Source organism: Planococcus salinarum, assembly GCF_007004625.1.
GTDB classification, from domain to species: domain Bacteria; phylum Bacillota; class Bacilli; order Bacillales_A; family Planococcaceae; genus Planococcus; species Planococcus salinarum.
In genome coordinates, this window is the sequence record NZ_VIFV01000010.1 from 82945 (window position 1) to 104829 (window position 21885).

Annotated in this window: 26 protein-coding genes; all 26 read left to right on the forward strand. The window is 47.4% G+C overall.

Going from position 1 to position 21885, the window contains the following annotated elements; all coding sequences use genetic code 11:
* The first annotated feature begins 15 nt into the window (after nt 1–15).
* Nucleotides 16–1050, forward strand: coding sequence for a type 2 isopentenyl-diphosphate Delta-isomerase (gene fni, locus DIJ65_RS07955; RefSeq protein WP_313903015.1), 1035 nt, complete (start codon nt 16–18; stop codon nt 1048–1050).
* A 93-nt stretch (nt 1051–1143) separates the two neighbouring features.
* Entirely contained in the window at nt 1144–2454 is a 1311-nt protein-coding gene (gene der, locus DIJ65_RS07960; RefSeq protein ID WP_117300938.1) for a ribosome biogenesis GTPase Der, read from the forward strand.
* Between the two features lie 24 nt (nt 2455–2478).
* On the forward strand, nt 2479–3498 hold the full coding sequence (locus tag DIJ65_RS07965; protein ID WP_117300940.1) for an NAD(P)H-dependent glycerol-3-phosphate dehydrogenase: 1020 nt from the start codon (nt 2479–2481) through the stop codon (nt 3496–3498).
* 171 nt (nt 3499–3669) lie between these two features.
* Nucleotides 3670–3873, forward strand: coding sequence for a DUF2768 domain-containing protein (locus DIJ65_RS07970; protein ID WP_117300942.1), 204 nt, complete (start codon nt 3670–3672; stop codon nt 3871–3873).
* Nucleotides 3874–3883: 10 nt separating this feature from the next.
* Nucleotides 3884–4594, forward strand: a complete 711-nt coding sequence (locus DIJ65_RS07975) for a hypothetical protein (RefSeq protein ID WP_117300944.1) — start codon at nt 3884–3886, stop codon at nt 4592–4594.
* A gap of 175 nt (nt 4595–4769) precedes the next feature.
* Nucleotides 4770–5042, forward strand: coding sequence for an HU family DNA-binding protein (locus tag DIJ65_RS07980; protein ID WP_117300946.1), 273 nt, complete (start codon nt 4770–4772; stop codon nt 5040–5042).
* 459 nt (nt 5043–5501) lie between these two features.
* A complete protein-coding gene (gene folE / locus DIJ65_RS07985; RefSeq protein WP_117300981.1) occupies nt 5502–6071 on the forward strand; it encodes a GTP cyclohydrolase I FolE in 570 nt (189 codons plus the stop codon).
* Between the two features lie 22 nt (nt 6072–6093).
* Nucleotides 6094–6315 (forward strand): trp RNA-binding attenuation protein MtrB, encoded by a 222-nt coding sequence (gene mtrB, locus DIJ65_RS07990; RefSeq protein WP_117300948.1) that lies wholly within the window; start codon nt 6094–6096, stop codon nt 6313–6315.
* 88 nt (nt 6316–6403) lie between these two features.
* A complete protein-coding gene (locus DIJ65_RS07995) occupies nt 6404–7180 on the forward strand; it encodes a heptaprenyl diphosphate synthase component 1 (RefSeq protein WP_117300950.1) in 777 nt (258 codons plus the stop codon).
* Between the two features lie 5 nt (nt 7181–7185).
* Nucleotides 7186–7890 (forward strand): demethylmenaquinone methyltransferase, encoded by a 705-nt coding sequence (locus DIJ65_RS08000; protein WP_117300952.1) that lies wholly within the window; start codon nt 7186–7188, stop codon nt 7888–7890.
* 17 nt (nt 7891–7907) lie between these two features.
* Nucleotides 7908–8882 (forward strand): heptaprenyl diphosphate synthase component II, encoded by a 975-nt coding sequence (gene hepT / locus DIJ65_RS08005; RefSeq protein ID WP_117300954.1) that lies wholly within the window; start codon nt 7908–7910, stop codon nt 8880–8882.
* An 88-nt stretch (nt 8883–8970) separates the two neighbouring features.
* Nucleotides 8971–9417 carry a nucleoside-diphosphate kinase gene (ndk, locus tag DIJ65_RS08010; RefSeq protein ID WP_117300956.1) on the forward strand — a complete coding sequence of 149 codons (447 nt, stop codon included), beginning with the start codon at nt 8971–8973 and terminating at the stop codon, nt 9415–9417.
* A 194-nt stretch (nt 9418–9611) separates the two neighbouring features.
* A complete protein-coding gene (gene aroC / locus DIJ65_RS08015; protein ID WP_117300958.1) occupies nt 9612–10784 on the forward strand; it encodes a chorismate synthase in 1173 nt (390 codons plus the stop codon).
* Between the two features lie 4 nt (nt 10785–10788).
* Nucleotides 10789–11868, forward strand: a complete 1080-nt coding sequence (aroB, locus tag DIJ65_RS08020; RefSeq protein ID WP_117300960.1) for a 3-dehydroquinate synthase — start codon at nt 10789–10791, stop codon at nt 11866–11868.
* The gene (gene aroH / locus DIJ65_RS08025) at nt 11868–12248 is read left to right on the forward strand and encodes a chorismate mutase (protein ID WP_117300982.1); all 381 of its coding nucleotides are present in this window, start codon (nt 11868–11870) and stop codon (nt 12246–12248) included. The genes aroB and aroH overlap by 1 nt, the downstream gene beginning before the upstream one ends.
* Nucleotides 12248–13336 carry a prephenate dehydrogenase gene (locus tag DIJ65_RS08030; RefSeq protein WP_117300962.1) on the forward strand — a complete coding sequence of 363 codons (1089 nt, stop codon included), beginning with the start codon at nt 12248–12250 and terminating at the stop codon, nt 13334–13336. Before aroH ends, DIJ65_RS08030 begins: the two co-directional genes overlap by 1 nt.
* 15 nt (nt 13337–13351) lie before the next feature.
* Nucleotides 13352–14635, forward strand: coding sequence for a 3-phosphoshikimate 1-carboxyvinyltransferase (gene aroA / locus DIJ65_RS08035; protein WP_117300963.1), 1284 nt, complete (start codon nt 13352–13354; stop codon nt 14633–14635).
* Between the two features lie 84 nt (nt 14636–14719).
* Nucleotides 14720–15973 carry a tetratricopeptide repeat protein gene (locus DIJ65_RS08040; RefSeq protein WP_117300965.1) on the forward strand — a complete coding sequence of 418 codons (1254 nt, stop codon included), beginning with the start codon at nt 14720–14722 and terminating at the stop codon, nt 15971–15973.
* A gap of 14 nt (nt 15974–15987) precedes the next feature.
* Nucleotides 15988–16551: a ReoY family proteolytic degradation factor gene (locus tag DIJ65_RS08045; RefSeq protein WP_117300966.1), complete on the forward strand. Its 564-nt coding sequence runs from the start codon at nt 15988–15990 to the stop codon at nt 16549–16551.
* A 5-nt stretch (nt 16552–16556) separates the two neighbouring features.
* A complete protein-coding gene (locus DIJ65_RS08050) occupies nt 16557–17000 on the forward strand; it encodes a DUF2487 family protein (RefSeq protein ID WP_117300968.1) in 444 nt (147 codons plus the stop codon).
* A gap of 148 nt (nt 17001–17148) precedes the next feature.
* Nucleotides 17149–17652 (forward strand): Rieske (2Fe-2S) protein, encoded by a 504-nt coding sequence (locus DIJ65_RS08055; protein WP_117300970.1) that lies wholly within the window; start codon nt 17149–17151, stop codon nt 17650–17652.
* A 21-nt stretch (nt 17653–17673) separates the two neighbouring features.
* Nucleotides 17674–18348 carry a menaquinol-cytochrome c reductase cytochrome b subunit gene (gene qcrB, locus DIJ65_RS08060; RefSeq protein ID WP_117300971.1) on the forward strand — a complete coding sequence of 225 codons (675 nt, stop codon included), beginning with the start codon at nt 17674–17676 and terminating at the stop codon, nt 18346–18348.
* Between the two features lie 38 nt (nt 18349–18386).
* Nucleotides 18387–19169, forward strand: a complete 783-nt coding sequence (locus tag DIJ65_RS08065) for a menaquinol-cytochrome c reductase cytochrome b/c subunit (protein WP_117300973.1) — start codon at nt 18387–18389, stop codon at nt 19167–19169.
* Nucleotides 19170–19229: 60 nt separating this feature from the next.
* On the forward strand, nt 19230–19853 hold the full coding sequence (gene lhaT / locus DIJ65_RS08070) for a lipoprotein heptaprenylglyceryl N-acetyltransferase LhaT (RefSeq protein WP_117300974.1): 624 nt from the start codon (nt 19230–19232) through the stop codon (nt 19851–19853).
* 41 nt (nt 19854–19894) lie between these two features.
* A complete protein-coding gene (locus DIJ65_RS08075) occupies nt 19895–20578 on the forward strand; it encodes a zinc metallopeptidase (RefSeq protein WP_117300975.1) in 684 nt (227 codons plus the stop codon).
* Nucleotides 20579–21176: 598 nt separating this feature from the next.
* A partial coding sequence (gene ltrA, locus DIJ65_RS08080) for a group II intron reverse transcriptase/maturase (protein WP_142836489.1) occupies nt 21177–21885 on the forward strand: 709 nt, incomplete at its 3' end.

Below are 21885 nucleotides of genomic sequence, written 5' to 3' on the forward strand. Positions count from 1 at the left end.
AGAGCTCAGCGAAAGATGGACCACATCAATTACGCATTATCCACAGGCCAGGGAACCGGAACGATGTTTGATGACATTCGTTTTGTCCATCAGGCATTGCCGAATCTCGGTGTGGACGATATTGATCTGCGCCCGGAAACAGGTGATTTGAACTTAAAATCACCTGTTTTTATTAATGCTATGACAGGCGGGGGCGGAGAACAGACCAAAAAAATGAATGCCATTTTTGCAAGAACAGCGAAGGAAACGGGAATGGCAATGGCGGTTGGCTCCCAGATGTCGGCCATAAAGGATCCTTCCGAAAGGTCAACTTTCAGTGTGGTGCGCAAAGAGAACCCGGATGGCGTCATTTTTGCAAATCTCGGCAGCGAGGCCAGCCTGGAGCAGGCTCAAGTGGCGGTCGAAATTCTTGAGGCGAACGCATTGCAGATCCATTTGAATGTGGTGCAGGAATTGACGATGCCAGAGGGCGATCGCGACTTCAAGGGGGCGTTGGAAAGGATAGGGCTGATTGCCGAATCTCTTCAAGTGCCGGTCATTGTTAAAGAGACCGGCTTCGGTATATCATACGAAACTGCTGTAAAGCTGGCAGGTTCCGGAATTTCTGCAATTGATGTCAGCGGTTACGGTGGCACGAATTTCGCGAAAATTGAAAATGAGCGGCGTGCAAAGAAGCTGGAATACTTTCAGGACTGGGGCATTCCAACCGCCGCGGCGATTGTTGAAGTTAAGCATGCATTCCCGGGCACTATCCTTGCTTCCGGAGGAATCAGGAATGCACAGGACATGGTGAAAGCGTTTGTGCTGGGAGCCGATGCAGCTGGGCTGGCAGGATCCTTCTTAAAGTTGGCGGTGGAAGAGGGAGAAAGCCGGCTCATTGAAAGTGTGACCGAGCTTCACGAAGATCTGGCCATGATGATGACCGCTCTCGGGGCGGCATCGATTCAAGAGCTTCGGAATTGCCCGGCCTTAGTATCAGGGAATCTGGCGAATTACCTTTTGATGCGGGGCTTCGAGCCGGCTTCTTTTGCCCGTCCTGGGAAAAACTGAATATTGCACCTTCAGAGAGGATGGACATTTACCGGATGCCATCCTCTTTTTCGTGTATAATAGGCATATCAGAAGTGGAAGGATGAAATTATTATGTCAAAACCGACAGTAGCAATAGTCGGCCGACCGAACGTAGGCAAGTCTACGATTTTCAATCGTATAGTTGGAGAACGTGTTTCAATCGTGGAAGATATTCCAGGAGTAACGCGTGATCGCATTTACAGTTCTGCAGATTGGCTGACCCATGAATTTAATATTATCGATACAGGAGGCATCGACCTTCGTGATGAACCGTTTCTTGAACAGATACGGCAGCAGGCGGAAATCGCCATGGACGAAGCCGATGTCATCATTTTCCTTGTAAACGGCCGTGACGGTGTTACCGTACAGGACGAACAAGTCGCAAGAATTCTTTTCCGTGCAAAAAAACCCGTTATTTTGGCGGTCAATAAAATCGACAACCCGGATATGAAACCGATGATTTATGATTTCTATACCCTGGGTATGGGCGAGCCCTATCCGATTTCAGGTTCTCACGGACTTGGGCTTGGGGATCTTTTGGATGAAGTTGCCAAAAATTTCCCGGCAGAGGACGATGGAGATTATCCGGACGATGTCATCAAATTCTCGTTGATTGGACGGCCGAATGTCGGCAAATCGTCATTGGTCAATTCCTTCCTCGGTGAAGAGCGCGTCATTGTCAGCGAAGTGGCAGGAACAACCCGCGATGCAGTGGATACGCAGTATGAATATGAGGATCAGCCTTATGTCATCATTGATACTGCAGGTATGCGCAAAAAAGGGAAAGTCTATGAATCCACAGAAAAATACAGTGTTCTCCGTGCTTTGCGTGCCATTGAACGGTCTGATGTTGTTCTTGTTATTCTGAATGCCGAAGAAGGCATACAGGAGCAGGATAAAAAAATTGCCGGCTATGCACACGAAGCAGGAAAAGCAGTTATCATCGTTGTGAACAAATGGGATGCCATCGAGAAAGATGAAAAAACCATGAATGTCTTTTCCCGCAAGATCAAGGAACATTTCCTGTTCCTGGATTATGCGCCGATCATGTTCGTTTCCGCGATAAGCGGCAAACGCGTCCACAGCATTCTTGAAACCATTAAGAAGGTCAATGAAAACCATTCACGCCGCATTCAGTCCAGCATTCTGAACGAAGTTATTGCTGACGCAGTGGCGATGAATCCGGCACCATCGGATAAAGGTCAAAGATTGCGTCTGTACTATGTGACGCAAGTGGCCGTTCAACCGCCGACTTTTGTCGTTTTCGTCAATGAGCCGGAATTGATGCATTTCAGTTATATAAGATTTCTTCAGAACAGGATACGGGAAAGTTTCGATTTCGAAGGCACACCCCTCCGTCTTATTACCCGTGCCCGCACTTAATAGGATAAAGGTGGTTGTTTAACTATGGAGAAAATTACCGTTTACGGAGCCGGAAGCTGGGGAACGGCGTTAAGCTATGTGCTGGCGCAAAACGGCCACGACATCCTGTTGTGGTCACATCGCGCTGAACAGGCAGACGAAATCAACCAGCATTCGAATGAACGTTATTTGAAGGGCATCAAACTGCCGGAAAACCTGAAAGCCACCAGCAGCCTGGAAGAGGCCGTCCGCCATGCGAATGTCCATGTCCTGGCTGTGCCGACGAAAGCGATGAGGGAAGTAAGTTCGGAAATAGCGGAACTTATTGAAAAACCGTCTCTTTTTGTCCATGTCTCCAAAGGCATTGAACCGGATTCGCTGAAAAGAGTCAGTGAGCTGATCCGTGAGGAAATTCCGGAAAAATGGGTAGAGGATCTGGTGGTCTTATCGGGTCCGAGCCATGCAGAGGAAGTCGTATTGGAGCATCCAACGACCGTTACCGCTGCCTGTGAAAATACGCGCTCAGCTGAGCGTGTCCAGGATCTGTTCATGAACCAATATTTCCGTGTTTACACGAATACGGATGTGATTGGTGTGGAAATCGGCGGTGCATTGAAAAACATTATCGCTTTGGCAGTAGGGATCACCGATGGTCTTGGTCTGGGTGATAATGCCAAAGCGGCGATAATGACTCGCGGCCTGGCAGAAATAGCACGTCTTGGAGTTAAAATGGGAGCCACACCTTTGACATTCTCGGGCCTGACTGGAGTGGGCGACCTGATTGTCACATGCACCAGCCAGCATTCCCGGAATTGGCGTGCCGGCAATATGCTCGGAAAAGGCAAATCACTTGAAGAAGTGCTGGAAGAGATGGGCATGGTAGTCGAAGGAATCCGGACTACGAAAGCTGCGCATCAAATGGCAGAAGCTTATGATGTTCCGATGCCGATAACAGAAGCGCTGTACAGCGTATTGTTTGAAAATGTTCCGACAGAAGAGGCTGTGGGACATCTGATGGGCCGCATGAAGAAAAACGAGATGGAAGATTTGATAGATTTGCTGTAATGGCTGAAAACGGAAGTGGCGGAATATCGCCGCTTCTTTTTGTTGTCTTTTCGGAAAACAGAAAGCCGGCAGCAGCTGCAAATTGTCTGTTCTCCGTCATATTCTGTACGGGCAATGGGGCTATTGATATGCTATACTATTGACTGAAACTGAACGAGAGGCGGCTGTTTTATGACTTCGTTGGATAAAATGTGGGTATCATTTGCCGGCATTGCTTTTTTGATAATTTCAATGGGAATGATTTACTTTAGCAGATACAAATTGAATAATGGCATACTGAAATTCATATTTGCCCTGGTTGCTTATATTTTGCTGATACTTGGATTCATCATTATGGTTTTCACAGTCTTCAGCGGACCAACCGGCGGCGCGTGAGGTGAAAAACATGAAGAAGACATTTTTTTTCTTACTGCTTGTTTCCGTTACAATGCTTCTGAGTGCTTGTATGTTTCCGGAAAGTGAACGTGCAGAAAATCAGCTGCCCTACGAAGATCAATTGATTTCGGTTCAGAATGCAGTGAATCAGTACCGCAATGCAACCGGTGGTTTACTGCCGATCAAAACGCGGGATATGGATGTAGACCAGTTTATCAAGTATCCGGTTGATTTTGGCAAGATTGTTCCTGATTATACAGCTGAAGTCCCGACGAATGCCTTTGAAGCAGGTGGAATCTTCCAGTATGTCCTGATCGATGTTGAAGAGAATCCGACCGTGAAATTAGTGGATCTGCGCATCGCCGAGACAATCCGTTCTGTAAATATCCGCAAAAGCGCGAACGGTGGACAGGCGCCGATTGAAAAGATAATAGCGGACAATGTTTATAAATTCAATTACGCTGCAATGGGGTTCAATGAAGAGCCGACAGTCATCAGCCCTTACAGCGGAAGAAATCTTCCGCTCGTGGTAACGGGACGCGGAGATGTGTATGTCGATTATTCCATGGATCTGTTCACCGCTTTGCAGGAATACGAAGGGGAACTGGAAGAAGGGCAGGACATCCGTTTTCTTCTGTATGAAGACAACCCGGTTTTGCCGGCATATTCACTGCCTTACACCATTGATGAAAATCGGGAGCCGATATTCCTGAAAGAGTAGAAAATGTTGATTTAACGCGGGTTTTGATAGAAAACCATTCTTTTTAGAATATTTTGTCAGTATTTGGCGTGAAACTGCTGAAACCGCGGTAATAGTGGTTGCTAAGCGTTTTTCGATGTGATACTCTTTTTACAGGATTGATGGTAAACATCCCCTTTGAGAGGAGGTGAATAGCATGAACAAGACAGAATTAGTTAACTCTGTTGCTGAAGCAGCTGAACTTTCCCGTAAAGATGCTGCAAAAGCAGTTGACGCTGCTTTTGAAGCAATTCAAGGCGCATTAACGCAAGGTGATAAAGTACAGTTGATCGGTTTCGGTAACTTCGAGGTACGCGAACGCGCTGCCCGTAAAGGACGCAACCCACAAACTGGTGCTGAGATCGAAATCGCTGCCAGCAAAGTCCCTGCATTTAAACCAGGTAAAGCGCTTAAAGACGCAGTGAAGTAAGCCACAGTGCTGTACATAGAATGGCTCCGCCGGAATGCAGATTCCGCCGGGGCCATTCTTTTTAATTGTCCGGCTGCCGGTGGCTGTTGGTTGGGACCATCTTTCAACCCGGAACCAGACTCCAACGGTGAATTCTTCGGACACATACTGTCCTGTCAGTCCGGAAAAGAGCGCCACTTAGCCACGTCGCTGTTGAGGCTGGCGCCTTTCAGAGCATCAAAGGCACTTCCGCTTTTCGAGGCCCCAGTTTTGCGAAACACGGTCTCTTATGCTAAGATTCTTATGCCAAGAAGGTTAAGTGGACAAAGTGTCTGTCTTTATTGCAGTGGATGAAATCGCAATCCCTGGCATGACGAAAATTTGAAATTTGAATCAGATGATTATGAAGCGTGAACTACATAAAAATGGATCTATACGAAATTGTCTTTTACAGGAGGAACCAATGTGACCGATACTGAAATGCAGAATGTTGATCTGGAAAAAATAGAAAAGGCGGTTTCGATGATTTTGGAAGCGGTCGGCGAAGACGTTTCACGCGAAGGCCTGCTTGACACGCCGAAGCGGGTGGCGAAAATGTACGCAGAAGTGTTTTCCGGACTGAAAGAAGATCCGAAGGAATATTTCAAAACTGTTTTTCATGAAGACCACGAGGAATTGGTTCTGGTAAAAGATATTCCGTTCTACTCCATGTGCGAACATCACCTCGTACCGTTCTTCGGAAAAGCGCACATTGCCTATATTCCCCGGGATGGTGTTGTTACAGGATTAAGCAAATTGGCGCGTGCAGTCGACACAGTCGCAAGACGGCCGCAGCTGCAGGAGAGAATTACTTCCACAATTGCTGATTCCATGATGGACACATTGGATCCGCACGGCGTTTTTGTGATGGTCGAAGCGGAACATATGTGCATGACGATGAGAGGCATCAAGAAACCCGGCGCAACAACGATTACGGCCGTTGCACGCGGCGTTCTTGAAACGGATGCGATTAAGCGTTCAGAAGTGATAACTTATATCAATAAAAATTAGAAACAGGAAAGCAGGCGGAATTATGGCTCAGACAGAATACATTGTGATTCGGGCTCAGGAAGATGGCGTCAATGTCATCGGTTTGACCCGGGGAAATGACACGAAATTTCATCATACAGAAAAACTGGATAAAGGCGAAGTGATGATTGCCCAATTTACCGAGCATACATCAGCGATGAAAATACGCGGCAAAGCGGAGATCCATTCTGCCCATGGAGTGGTCGAAAGTGAAGCCAAGAAATAGGACCTAATTGATGAAGCGGGGCCCGGTGCTGTGTTATACTTATGTAGAACTTATGTAGAATTTCTAAATAACGAATGGAGCACGCGGTATGAATGACATACAAATACATTCGAAAATCACATTAATGGAAATCGACGTCCTGCAGGCTTTGTATCAGCGGACACTCGAAAAATATACAGCCGGCCCTTCAATTGATCGGGCACGATTGTTCTTTTTGCTACTGCCTTTTTTTGACGGAAAGCAATGGTCTGAGGATGTGGAAGATTCCGCAAAAACAGTGGCAATCGTTTACGCTGCACTTCAAGCCCATGATCAGGTTAAAGAGGAGTCCCCGATAAGCAAAAGCCAGCAATTGACAGTGTTGGCCGGGGATTTTTACAGCGGCATCTACTACCAGATGCTGAGCAACACGAATAATATTAAGCTGATCCAGTTACTGGCCAGCGGCATTATTGGTGTGAGCGAGAAAAAAGCGACACTTTTTGAGAAGACAGCTATGTCAGCTAATGATGTGGAATCGGCGGCAGAAGTTATCGAAACGCGATTATTGACTATTTTCTATGATCATTACGGTTACTCCCATTACAAGGGAATTGCTGTTCCTGCTATGAAGTATGTTTATTACTCGAACCAGCTGGATTATTTGCGTGATGGGGTGGAGACCAATATTCTGCGTAAGCTGAATATGGCTTTGCCGTTCCCGCTGTACTCAGAACGCTGGATTCTTGATAAATTGGATTCGCTCCACATTGAGCTGACTAAAGCTTTGGATATACACCCTATGGATTACCGCCTTAAAAATTTTATGCTTCATCAAATCACTCCGCATCAGCATTTAGCTGAACAGCTTACCCGAGAAGGATGACCGAGATGCCAAAAACCAAAGAACAGCGAGTACACGAGGTATTCGAAAAAATATCAACAAACTATGACCAGATGAATTCAGTCATCAGTTTCCAGCAGCACAGTAAATGGCGCAGGGACACCATGCACAAGATGCAGGTCGCACCAGGTGCCTCGGCAATTGATGTGTGTTGCGGCACGGCGGACTGGACGATTGCTCTGGCTGAAGCGGCAGGCAAGGATGGTCGGGTTGTCGGCCTTGATTTCAGCCAGAATATGTTGAATGTAGGCATAGACAAAACAAATCACCTTCCTCAGGTGGAACTGGTGCAAGGCAATGCGATGTCGTTGCCATACCCGGACAATACGTTTGATTTTGCGACAATCGGTTTCGGCTTGCGCAATGTACCTGATTACAAACAGGTTCTTTCCGAGATGCACCGTGTGCTTAAACCCGGAGGCATGATTGCGTGTCTGGAAACATCCCAGCCGGAAAGCTTCCTGTTCAAACCGTTCTTCCGTTTTTATTTCCGGTTCATCATGCCGGTTTTCGGTAAACTGTTCGCAAAAAGCTATAAGGAATACTCCTGGCTCCAGGAGTCTGCAAAAGAATTTCCTGGGATGAAGCAGCTGGCCAGGCTGTTTTCTGATGTCGGGTTTGAAAAGGTTAAATACAAGCCTTATACAGGTGGAGCGGCAGCGCTTCATATGGGCATCAAAAAAGTAAAGTAGCGGGAGAAGGTTTTTAAGTGGAAAAGGTGAAATTGAAACTGCTCTATTCCGACATTAGACCGGAATTGGAAATGATTGAAAAAGAATTGGAAGTCGCAGTGGATTCCAATTCCCTCCTCCTTAATGAAGCTTCCCTACACTTATTGCAGGCCGGAGGAAAGAGAATCCGGCCTGTTTTTGTTTTGCTTGCAGGAAAATTCGGCGATTATAATGTCGATGTTATGAAGCAGGTGGCAGTTCCGCTTGAGTTGATCCATATGGCTTCCCTTGTCCATGACGACGTCATTGACGACTCCGAGATGAGACGGGGACAGGCTACTGTGAAAGCGCAATGGAACAATAGTGTAGCGATGTATACCGGAGATTTCATACTGGCACGCGCTTTGGAATATATCACCGTTATAGAAGATCCGAAAATCCACGACATTCTTTCCAGAACAATGATTGAAGTTTGCCGCGGGGAAATTATCCAAATCGAGGATAAGTTCAAATTGGACCAGACGGTGCGGGATTACCTTCGCCGCATCAAACGCAAAACAGCTTTACTTATTTCTTCAAGCTGTGAACTCGGCGCGACCGTTTCAGGAACGGACGCTGAAACGGCTGCACGCTTGCGCAGATTCGGCTATTTTATCGGAATGGCATTCCAGATAACAGATGATATCCTGGATTTCACTTCTTCGGATGAAGAACTTGGCAAACCCGCCGGCAGCGACTTTATTCAGGGGAACATCACTTTGCCCGTCCTTTTTGCCCGCAGGGATCCTGAAATCTACAGCAGATTAAAGAATGCGCTAGGCAAAGACATGACTGACACCGAGCGGATGGAGATCGTCAAAATGATTCGCAGCAGCCCGGCTTTGCAGGAAGCGAAAGCTCTCAGCGATCGCTATCTGGACAAAGCGTTAAAAGAGCTTTCCTATCTGCCGAAAGGCCAGGCCAATAAAACGATGCGTAAGATTGCAATGTTTATCGGCAAACGAAAGTTTTAACCAGGGAGTTGACAAACCGCTCCATAATGATAGTATTTTTTAAGGTGGGCAACTTATGCCCGAGCTTTTAATAGAGGAGTGTTCATTAATGGAAAAAACATTTTTAATGGTTAAACCCGATGGTGTACAACGCAATGTAATCGGAGAAATCGTTGCCCGTTTCGAGAAAAAAGGCTACAATCTTGCAGGTGCTAAATTGATGCAGATTTCAACTGAATTGGCAGAAGAGCATTACGGCGAGCACAAAGAGCGTCCGTTCTTCGGCGAATTGGTTGAATTCATCACTTCTGGCCCTGTATTCGCAATGGTTTGGGAAGGCGAAAACGTTATTTTGACTGCACGTCAAATGATGGGCGCTACAAACCCTAAAGATGCAGCTCCAGGAACGATCCGCGGCGACTTCGCAGTCACTGTCGGCAAAAACATGATCCACGGATCAGATTCTGCTGAGAGCGCAGAGCGTGAAATCGGCTTGTTCTTCAAAGAAGAAGAATTGGTATCTTACGAAAAAACAATGAGCAGCTGGGTTAACTAATCCGGTTATGAAGAGGCAGCCTAAGGGCTGCCTCTTTTTTGATTCCTTTAATTTCCATTTCGCCGATTCTGGCTGTCTCATACATAAAGTGTTGCTCCAGTTCACTTTCTTGGAACTTTCGTATAGAATTGATGAAATATTATATGTTATAGTGATACATAAATACTTTAGTGCGTTGAAGGGGGAAAGCGTTTATGCGTTATTTGACAGCAGGAGAATCACACGGACCGCAATTGACAGCTATTATTGAGGGATTGCCGGCACAGATGCCATTAACAGCCGAAATGATCAACAAAGAATTAAAAAGAAGGCAAGGCGGTCATGGCCGGGGAAGAAGAATGCAGATTGAGACTGATACGGTGGAAATCGTTTCGGGTGTAAGACACGGCAAAACCCTCGGTTCACCGGTTACGCTGGTCGTAAAGAATGATGACTGGAAACACTGGACAAACATCATGGGCATTGAGCCGATTGAAGAAACGGACGAAGTGAAACGCCAAATTTCCAGACCGCGTCCGGGGCACGCCGATTTGAACGGTGGATTGAAATATGGCCATCGCGATCTTCGCAATGTGCTTGAACGTTCTTCCGCCAGAGAAACAACGGTACGTGTGGCTGTAGGTGCTGTAGCGAAGCAGCTCCTTTCCCAGTTGGGAATCCAAATGGTGTCGCATGTCACTGAAATCGGCGGCATCAAAGTGGATCCTGAAACCTATACCGGAAAATCGGTTGAAGAAATAAGGGAAGCTGTTGAAAAGGATGCGGTTTATTGCGCAGATCCTTCCATTACGCAGCAAATGACCGATCTGATTGACGAAACGAAAAAAAATGGGGATTCCATCGGTGGCACTGTCGAAGTGATTGTCGAAGGAATGCCACCGGGTATCGGCAGTTATGTCCATTACGATCGGAAACTGGATGCCAAAATTGCGGCTTCCGTAATGAGCATCAATGCGTTTAAAGGGGTCGAATTCGGCATCGGTTTTGAAATGGCCCGCAGACCCGGCAGTGAAGTCCACGATGAAATTCTGTGGTCGGAGTCGCAAGGTTATACGCGGAAAACTAACAATCTTGGCGGTTTTGAAGGCGGAATGACAACCGGTATGCCGATTGTGGTGCGCGGCGTCATGAAACCGATTCCGACATTGTATAAACCTCTTCAAAGTGTCGACATTGAAACGAAAGAACCCTTCCAGGCGAGCATCGAACGTTCAGACAGCTGTGCGGTGCCTGCCGCTTCGATTGTGGCGGAACACGTTGTCGCCTGGGAAGTTGCCAATGCGCTGCTCGAGCAATTCGATGCGGATCAAATGCCAAGGCTGCAGGACAACATCGCGAACTACCTGAGCTATACGAAGGAGTTCTGATCCTATGAAGACACTCACTGTAGAAGCCTCCCATCCTTATCAGGTCCATATCGGCACCAGAGCCTTACGAGCATTGTACGAAGAATACAGGGAATTGATCGAGGATGCAGATAAAATTGGCATCATTGCGGATGAAACAGTTTTGAAATTGCATTCAAACTATTTTAAAATGCATGTGCCGAGTTCCGACAAAGTAAAATACAAGGTGATTCCCTCCGGCGAACAGGCTAAATCCATCAGCACATATATGGATTGCCAGAGTTTTTTATTGCAGGAAGGATTTTCCAGAAACTCCCTCATCCTGGCTTTTGGTGGAGGGGCAACTGGCGATTTGGCGGGGTTTGTCGCTTCGACATTCATGAGAGGCATTCCGTTCATCCAAATTCCCACGACAATATTGGCCCATGACAGTGCAGTGGGGGGCAAAACGGCTATCAACCATGAGCTCGGAAAAAACATGATTGGTACGTTTTACCAACCGCTTGCAGTCCTTTACGATACCCATTTTCTTTCGACATTGCCGGAGCAGGAACTTCGCTCTGGTATGGCAGAAGTCATCAAGCACGCTTTTATTTCAAATGAAGCCTGGCTGGATGAGTTGTTGGCCGTTACGGATTTCAACCAACTGAGCGACGGGGAATTGGCACTGCATCTGGAAAGAGGCATCGCCGTGAAGGCGGCGATCGTTGAAGAAGACGAATATGAAACAGGTGTGCGGAAATATTTGAATTTTGGCCATACCCTTGCCCATGCCATAGAAGCGGCGTCGGGTTATGGGAAAATTACGCACGGAGAAGCAGTTGCCATCGGTATGGCGTACGCACTGCTCCTGTCGGAACACGATAAATTCCAGCAGTTTCTGGAGTGGTGCAAAGCAAATGGCTATCCGCTCGAGTTGTTAAAAGGGATTCCTTTTGAAACGCTGCAAAGCTATATGAAAAAAGACAAAAAAACAGCCGGCGGTCTATTGAACTTCGTGCTTCTCCGCGAAACTGGCAGGCCTTTGATGGAAACGGTCGAAGCAGAGAAGGCAGAAAATGCATACACCGAACTATGCGCAACGATTGGAGAGATGCATATATGATGATGCGAGGCATTAGGGGAGCTATTACTGTTTCAGCCGATCACCCGGATGAAATCCTCAAAGAGACAAAGAAGTTGGTTTTGGAAATGGCAAAGGAAAATGATGTGGAGCCGGATCAGGTTGCATCCGTTGTCATTTCGACAACGACAGACATATCCTCCGCATTCCCGGCAAAAGCGGTTCGGACGATTGACAATTGGACCTATGTGCCGGTGATGTGCACGCACGAAATGGATGTGCATGGCAGCATGCCTTTGTGCATACGTGTCATGATGCATGCCAATACTGAGAAGAGCCAGCAGGAGATTAACCATATATATATGAATGAAGCTGTGAAATTGCGCCCGGATCTTATTAAAGACAGCAAGGTGGATATATAGTGAAGACAAATATTCTGGTTATCGGGCTCGGCCTGATCGGCGGATCTCTTGCGAAATCGCTGATGAGGCATGAGGACGCGATTGTTTATGGTTATGACGCGGACGCTTTGACGGTGCGGAAAGCATACAAGATGGGCATCATCCACAAGCCGGTGCTGTCTCTCGAAGAAGCGGCGGCGGAAGCGGATTTCATTTTTTTTGCCACGCCGGTCGGCGCTGCAAAAAAACTCCTGCAGCAAAGCCGTTTCTGGAAACTGCGCAAGGATGTTATTCTCAGTGATACCGGCAGCACAAAAATGGAGATAATGGAAGCGGCGAAGGATCTCGAACACGTGTTTATCGGCGGCCATCCAATGGCCGGTTCCCATAAAAGCGGAGTAGAAGCGGCAAAAGAAGTCCTGTTTGAGAATGCCTATTATATTTTGACGCCGGGCCCTCTGGCCGGGGCAGCGCACATCAACAAATTAAAGGATTTACTGGCCGTAACAAAAGCGAAGGTTCATACACTGTCAGCAACAGAACATGATCATATGACATCGATTGTCAGCCATTTCCCCCACCTGATCGCCGCCTCGCTTGTCCATCAGCTGGACAGGGAGCAGGAGTATCCGTTTACCCGGCAGCTTGCTGCGGGCGGGTTCAGGGACATTACCCGCATTGCTTCATCAGATCCCGTCATGTGGCGTGATATCACGACTCAAAATAACGGCATGATCACCCGGCAGCTTGCGCAGTGGATTGATGAAATGGCAAACCTGAAAAAACTGCTTGAAGCAAACGAAGAAGAGCCGATAAGGCGTTATTTCGAAAAAGCCAAAATCGTCAGAGATCAACTGCCGATAGCCGGCCACGGAGCCATGTATTCTGTTTTCGACCTTTATATTGATGTTCCGGATGTTCCCGGCATCATTTCTGAATTGACCGGCTATCTCGCCGAAGAGCAGATCAGCATTGTCAATCTCCGGATACTGGAAACCCGTGAAGATGTTTTCGGTATTTTGGTGATCAGTTTTCAGACAGATGAAGATCGGCAACGGGCGAAAGCATGCATTGCTGCGAGAACTGTCTATGACGTATATATTTCCTGAGAGGAGGCAGAAAGAATGCCGTTAAATCTTGAGTATAAGAAACCGGTTTTAAAGGGTACCATACAGGTTCCGGGAGATAAGTCGATTTCTCACCGTTCCATCATGTTCGGTGCAATGGCTTCCGGAAAAACTACAGTAGAAGGGTTTCTTCTCGGGGCGGATTGCTTGAGCACAATCAGCTGTTTCCGGAAACTTGGGGTCACAATAGATCTGGATGGAGATCGGGTGACGATTACCAGTGAAGGTGCTGCCGGGTGGAAAGAACCTGCTGCGATTTTGGATACCGGCAATTCCGGAACGACCACCCGTTTGATGCTGGGGCTATTGGCTGCGACAAATTTCCATTCAGTTGTTGCCGGCGATGATTCAATTGCCAAACGTCCGATGAAACGGATTGTCGAACCTTTGCGCCAAATGGGAGCAGACATCCGAGGACGCCAAAATGGTCATTTTACGCCTTTGGCAATACAGGGTACCAAACTGTCAGCGATCAACTATACCCTGCCGGTTGCCAGCGCCCAGGTGAAATCTGCAATACTGCTGGCTGCTCTTTATGCTGATGGGATTACTCTTATCGAGGAACCTGTCGCAACCCGTGACCATACTGAAATCATGCTTGGTCATTTTGGAGCTGTGATAAAGCGTAGCGGCAATACCATTCGAGTGGGAGGCGGCCAGAAGCTTACAGCCAACCACGTAAAAGTTCCGGGCGATATTTCGTCCGCCGCATTTATGATAGGTGCGGCACTCATAACCCAGGGCAGTGAAATCCGGTTGACCAATGTGGGAACAAACCCGACCAGAACGGGAATACTGGATGTTATTGGACAAATGGGGGCAGACTTTGAAATGGAAGAAACTGCTGTGGAAGGTGAACGCTCGGCTGACCTGGTCATCCGGTCGTCACGCCTGAAGGGAATAGAAATCGGAGGCGCCCTCATTCCGAGATTGATTGATGAAATCCCGGTCATTGCGCTGATAGCGACGCAGTGCCACGGGACGACAGTGATAAAAGATGCTGAGGAATTGCGCGTCAAAGAAACAGACCGCATTTCTGCGGTGGTGGATGAGCTGGCAAAAATGGGTGCGGATATCACTGCCACCAGCGACGGCATGATCATAAATGGACCGACTCCGCTGACAGGTGCAGAAATGAAAACCTACGGCGACCACAGGCTTGGCATGATGGCTGCTGTCGCTTCCCTGACAGCAGACGGCCCTGTAACAATCGATGATCCGGATTGCATCGCTGTCTCATATCCGGGCTTTATGGAACATCTTAAAAGACTGATTGACTGACTCTCCTTCGGGGGGGTTTTTATTATGCTTAAAACAGCGTATCGTGTAGGATGGAGTAAGGAAACTGAAAGAAAAGGTGATTGTATGGCAACTGTAGAAGACGTTCAAAAAGCTGTGGAACTTGGGGACATGGCAAAGGTCAATTCCCTGCTCGATACCTATTTATTGAGCGGCGATCCCGATGAGCAATACGGCTTGTCGGAATGGCTCGGGGAAATCGGCTTTGTCGAAGAAGCGATAAAAGTATTGGAACATCTCGAATATCTTTTTCCGGAAGAAAGCCAATTGAAAATCGACAGGGCAAATCTGCTGATCGAAGCGGACCGGGAAGATGAAGCGTTGAACCTGCTGATGGAAGTTCCAAAAGACGACGAATACTATCCGCAGGCATTGGTTACTCTGGCGGATCTGTTCCAGCTTCAGGGATTGATGGAAGCTGCTGAAAACCGGTTGGATGAAGCCATCGGGCTGTTGCCGGAGGAACCCCTTCTGATGCAGGCCAAAGCGGAATTGCTGCTGGACTCAGGCAGGTATTTGGAATCCGCAAAAATTTATCGGGATCTGAACGCTGCAGGAATTGAATTGGAGGGTGTGAACTTTTCAGAAAGGCTGGCAGAGGTTTATAGCGCTGGAGCAGCTTATGAAGAAGCATTGCCTTATTATGAAGAAGCTTTGAAGAACCAGGTGCAGCCGGATGTTCTTTTCGGCGCAGCAGTCGCTGCATTCCAGACCCGCCAGTACGACCGAGCAGTGGGACGGCTCGACGAATTGATCATTCTCGATCCCGATTATTTTTCAGCCTATCTGCTGAAAGCCCAAAGCCTGAATATGGCCGAAGATTACAAGGGGGCTTATGAAGCTGTTAAAGAAGGATTGAAAAGGGACGAGTTCGATAAAGAGTTATATCTTTTTGCCGGCAAACTGGCGATGAAACTCGGCAGCACGGAAGAAGGTGTGGAACATCTGCGGCAGGCGGTCGCTCTTGATCCGGAATACATGGAGGCGATTTATGCGCTTGCAGCCTATTTCCATTCCAACGAAATGGATGAAGACGTTCTTGAGTTGGCAGAAGCAGTGGTGGCAAGCGGTGATGATTGGGCCGGGTTGTATCCGATGATTGCGGAATCCTATGAACGCACCGAACAGTTTGAGAAAGCCTCTTCCTACTTTGAATTGGCCTACCCGTCTTTCCGTGATGATTCGGACTTTCTCGGAAAATATGCCCGATTCCTTATCGAAGAAGGAAAAAGGGAGCGTGCTCTTGAAGTTATTAAGGAATTGCAGGTTTTGGAACCTGAAAATCAGGAATGGCTGGACATGCAGCAATCTTTTGAATGAAAGGAGGAGTTATCATGACCGCTTCCGTTTCGGTTGGAGATAAAAAGCAATTTGTCCGCTGGTTTCTTCAATCGTATAAAATGAAACGCCGCGAATGTATTTGGATCTTGAACTATATGCTCAGCAATGAAGAACTGTTGGAGAAAACCCATTTTGTTGAAGAGGCGCATTATTGTCCGCGCGCAATGGTCATGTCCTCAACGGAATCAAAAGAACTGCCGTTCCGTTTTTATAAGGGCAATTTGATGACTGCAGATGCAGAGAAGTCTTTTCATGACCTGCGCTTGAATCCGGAACAGGATTTATACCTGCAATTGAATTTTCCGAACCGGCCGCCTTCTCCACTGTATCTTTCCGTGCTGGAAGAAAATCCATATATTCCGATGGATGAAACAATCAGTGCCGAAGACCGGAAGCTGGCGGAAGAGGTGCTGGCGGAGAGCCTGTCTTCTTTCCAGGAAGAAACGATTCTCAAACAGATTGATGAAGCCCTCGATGCAAATGACAAAGAAAAGTTTTTTGAACTTTCATCGTTGCTGCATAACATAAAAATGATCAAAAAATTGGAAGGTGAGTAAATCTCATGCATTTTATCGGCAAAGACATGGACCAATATCTCAGCCAGCAGGAATATGTTGACACTGCGGTTGTGCCTCTTCTGGAGCTTGATTTAAGCCCCTCCGGCCTGAAATCGAGTGCCGGTGCTTCTGAATATCTGCAATCCTTGACGGCTCTGCTTGAAAAACAGTTCAGAGGCCGTATTCTTTTGTTCCCTCCGGTCACTTATACGAGCGGAGCGGACAGAGTGAGGCTGGCGGAGGAAATTTCAACTGAAATGAAAAGAGCTGCTTTCAAGCACGTATTCTATATGACCACAGATGCCGAATGGCGGTCGGTCGATCAACTCGAAAATGTACTGTGGCTGCCGGCAATTCCAACGGAACATATGGACAGGAATTTCAAGCAATCTGTCATGGAAGACCAGTTGCGGCAGGTTCTCCCACTTTTTATCAAAGAATGGTCATAAGCTTCATGAAATGTTCACAAACTGGCAATTAGCTTCACAGCTTTATTGACCTGCACTTTTTATTGATATATCATTAAGTTGTCCTAGTAATTATATTTGAATGAGTATGTCCATTGGACTGACCTTGAATGTTAGAGGGGGGAAAAGGATGAGTAACAATCGTGTATCACGACGTCAATTTTTGGGCTACACATTAACAGGTGTAGGTGGATTCATGGCAGCAGGTATGCTGATGCCTATGGTGCGTTTTGCAGTTGACCCGGTTCTTCAACAGAAGGGCGGAGGCGACTTCGTATTGACAGACCAGCGAGCGGAAGATGTCACTGAAGAACCAGTGCGCGTCGACTTTACATTTGAACAAACTGATGCATGGTATGTATCTGAAGTAACAAATTCAGCTTGGGTGTACAGAGACGGCGACATATTAATCGCGCTTTCACCTGTCTGTAAACATTTGGGATGTACAGTCAACTGGGCCGGTGATCCGGAAAAGCCGAACCAATTTTTCTGCCCGTGCCACGCCGGACGTTATGAGAAAAATGGGCTGAATGTTCCAGGCACACCACCGCTTGGGCCACTCGATCAGTATGAAGTCGAGGAACAGGATGGCTATGTAGCCATCGGAGCAATAAAACTGAACACATTAGTTTAATAGTTAGGGGGTACGACACCAGTGCTAAACAAGTTATATGATTGGGTTGATGAGCGTCTGGACATTACGCCGATCTGGCGTGATATTGCGGACCATGAAGTACCGGAACACGTAAACCCCGCACACCACTTTTCGGCATTCGTTTATTGTTTTGGGGGATTGACGTTCTTCATCACGGTAATTCAGATCTTATCCGGTATGTTCTTAACTATGTACTACGTACCAGATATCGAGAATGCATGGCAGTCGGTTTATTATCTTCAGAATGAAGTAGCATTCGGGGAAATTGTGCGCGGTATGCACCACTGGGGAGCTTCTCTTGTAGTAGTTATGATTTTCCTCCATACGCTTCGCGTATTCTTCACCGGTTCTTACAAGAAACCGCGTGAATTGAACTGGGTTGTCGGCGTATTGCTGTTCGGTGTTATCCTTGGATTGAGTTTCACTGGTTACCTTCTTCCATGGGATATGAAAGCATTATTCGCGACTAAGGTTGGTATTGAAATCGCTGCATCTGTTCCAGTAATCGGCGGTATGATCAAAGTCCTGCTTGCCGGGGATTCAACGATTCTTGGTGCACAAACCTTAACCCGTTTCTTCGCAATTCATGTATTCTTCTTGCCTGCCGCTTTGCTTGGGTTGCTCGGTGCGCATTTTATCATGATTCGGAGACAGGGTATTTCAGGCCCATTGTAAGCAATGGGGCTTAATGGATTTTTAAAGGAGGGGACACTATGCATCGCGGAAAAGGGATGAAATTTGTAGGGGATTCGCGCGTACCATCTTTGGAGCATCGCAAGCCGAATATCCCGAAGGATTATTCCGAATACCCTGGTAAGACAGAAGCTTTCTGGCCAAACTTCCTTTTGAAAGAATGGATGATCGGCTCAGTGTTCTTGATCGGGTATCTGCTTTTGACTGTCGCTCACCCGTCGCCTCTAGAGGGTCAGGCGGATCCGACTGATACAGCATATATTCCATTGCCAGACTGGTATTTCTTATTCTTATACCAATTACTTAAGTACGAATTCGCTTCAGGCCCATTCAATGTCGTGGGTGCCATCATCATTCCAGGACTCGCTTTTGGCGCATTGATGCTGGCTCCATTCTTGGATCGCGGTGAAGAAAGAAGACCATCAAAACGGCCATTGCCAACTGGATTCATGCTTCTTGGAATCGTTTCCATCATTTTCCTGACTTGGGAATCTGTCGCTAATCATGACTGGGAAGCTGCTGAAGCTCAAGGCGAGATTACACAAGAAGTTGAGATCGATACATCCGATCCCGGCTATGAAATTTACTCCCAAGCCACCTGTATCAGCTGTCACGGCGATAACCTCGAAGGAGCAGTCGGACCTACACTTGTAGGAACCGGTTTGACTCCTGAAGAAATTGCTGAAATTGCTGTCAACGGTATCGAAGAGGGCGGAGTACAATCTATGCCGCCTTCATGGGATGGTACTGAAGAAAATCTGCAGGTCTTGTCTGAGTTCATCGCTGGCCTGGAAGCAGAATAACATATTAAAAAAGAGCCGGGAAACCGGCTCTTTTTTGCTATCTTGAGAGGACGGAACTGAATGTTTTCCTTTGTAAATAAACTTTCTGCATGGCTTATGTTCAAGCCATTTCTCCTGCTGCTGTTTTTTATAAATCTGGGAGGAACAATTTATGGATACATATGGTATGGATGGCAAATGGCTGTTACAGAACCGAAATTTCTACTGTTTGTTCCGGACAGCCCGACGGCCAGTCTGTTTTTTACCATCGTCCTCGGATTATGGTTGATCGGCAAGCAGAACAGCCTGGTTGAAGCGTTGGCATTTATAACCTTAATCAAATACGGATTATGGGCAGTGGTGATGAATCTCCTGACACTCTGGCAGACAGGGGACATCGGTTGGATCGGTTGGATGCTTGTGGTATCCCATTTTGCAATGGCGATGCAGGCAGTGCTTTATATCGATCATTACCGGTTCGGCTGGCTTGCAGCAGCCCTTGCTGCCGTTTGGACGTTGCATAACGATGTAATCGATTATGTGTTCGGCCAAATGCCGATTTACAGCAGTTTGTCCGAGTTCAGCAATGGGATTGGCTATTTCACTTTCTGGCTTTCGATTGGCTGCATAGCGTTTGCTTTGTTTGTTTCATGGCTTCATAAACCCGCATCGTTTCAGTTGACCAAAACTGACCAAAGCAGGTAAAATAGAGTTAACAGACAACTAAGAAAGGGTGTTATTTCTATATGGGATTAGGTTCTTACCTCATTTATTTCGCCGTTTTGCTATTACTGCCTTTATGGGCCCAATTTAAATTAAAAAAAACGTACAAAAAATATTCGAAAATCCGTTCCACTTCCGGCCATACCGGAGCAGAAGTGGCCCGCATCATTCTGGACGAAAATGGCCTGTTTGACGTTAAAGTCATCGAAAGCCGGGGAATGTTGAGCGATCATTATAACCCGTTGAAAAAAACTGTGGCGCTTTCCAGCCATAACTATCATGAAGCTTCTGTCGCAGGTACAGCTGTAGCGGCTCATGAAGTGGGGCACGCAATTCAGGATGCGGAAGATTATTCCTTCCTTCGCTTGCGCCACCGCCTTGTGCCGGTAGTGAATATTTCATCCAACATGTCGTGGATATTCATCATGATCGGAATTTTTTCGTCCATCAGTGGAGCTTTGCTGATCGGCATCATCCTGCTGGCAATGGGCGTCTTGTTCCAGATCATCACCCTGCCGGTTGAATTCAACGCATCCAACCGGGCAATGGACCAAATGCTGTCAGCCAATATCATCCGCAACGAGGAAGAACCTCATGCAAAGAAAGTATTGAATGCAGCAGCGATGACGTATGTCGCTGCAACAGCAGTCGCTGTGATTGAACTAGCGCGTCTCCTATTGATCTATACCGGCATGAACCGTTCGTAAAAATAGTAAAACCGTCCCGAAGTGAAAATCGGGACGGTTTTTTTGGTGTGCCCGGCATGGGCGTAATCTATAGGGTGCAAGTCCCGAACTGTGAAGGCAGAAGTAACAGTTAGCCAAGCGCAAGGGTGTCCACGGCGACGTGGAATCTGAAGGAAGCGGGCGGCAAACCTCCGGTCTGAGGAACACGAACTTCATAGAAGGCTATGTGCGATTGGGTGAGCCTGCCAAACAAGGCGAAGTCCTTTCTGCCGAAGGTCGCATGCAGTAAATGAAGCAGATAGGTGGAGGGAAAGATTGCGTTCTTACCCGGGGAGGTCTGGTTGAAATGCCAAGTACCCTTGGTAACCTGCCCAGTGATGGACAGCTGAACAACCAGAAGTCAGCAGAAGCCATAGTACCATTCGCTCTCGAGACGGATGGGAAGGGCTGAACAATTAAGAGAGAGCAACATCTTGGCAGGCAGTTTCTGCATTGAACACAGACAACCCGTGAGGGCTTGCTTGAATGGAGGACGTGGTGAATTCCACTGGGGACATCAAGAGGGTGGAGCAGAAACTGGATAAAGAAGAAACGTTGTTCACGGAAAGAGGCATAACGAATGTTAATGGAACAGATTCTTTCACGGGAAAATTTAATACGTGCCCTGAACCGAGTGGTTCGGAATAAAGGAAGCCACGGTGTCGACGAAATGACCGTACAAAACCTGCGAGCGCATGTCATCGAACACTGGGATACCATGAAAATGGAACTTCTGTCGGGAACCTATCAGCCGCAGCCGGTCCGCAGGGTCGAAATCCCGAAACCTGACGGCGGTGTGCGACTGCTTGGCATCCCTACCGTGATTGATCGTTTCATTCAACAGGCGATTGCCCAAGTGTTGTCGTCTATTTATGACCCCACTTTCTCTGACCATAGCTACGGGTTCCGACCAAATCGGAGTGCCCACGGGGCGGTCAAGAAAGCAAGAGGCTATATCGCAGATGGCAACCGCTGGGTAGTCGATATCGACTTGGAGAAATTCTTCGACCGGGTGAACCATGACAAGCTCATGGGGCAACTGGCGAAGCGAATCGAGGACAAGCGTCTGCTTAAGCTCATCCACAAGTATCTGAAAACCGGCATCATGATAAACGGAGTTGTGATGAATAGTGAAGAAGGCACTCCGCAAGGAGGTCCCCTAAGCCCGCTGCTCTCGAACATTGTCCTGGATGAACTGGACAAGGAACTCGAGAAGCGCGGGCATCAGTTCGTCCGCTACGCCGATGACTGCAACATCTACGTGAAGACGCCGAAAGCAGGTAATCGGG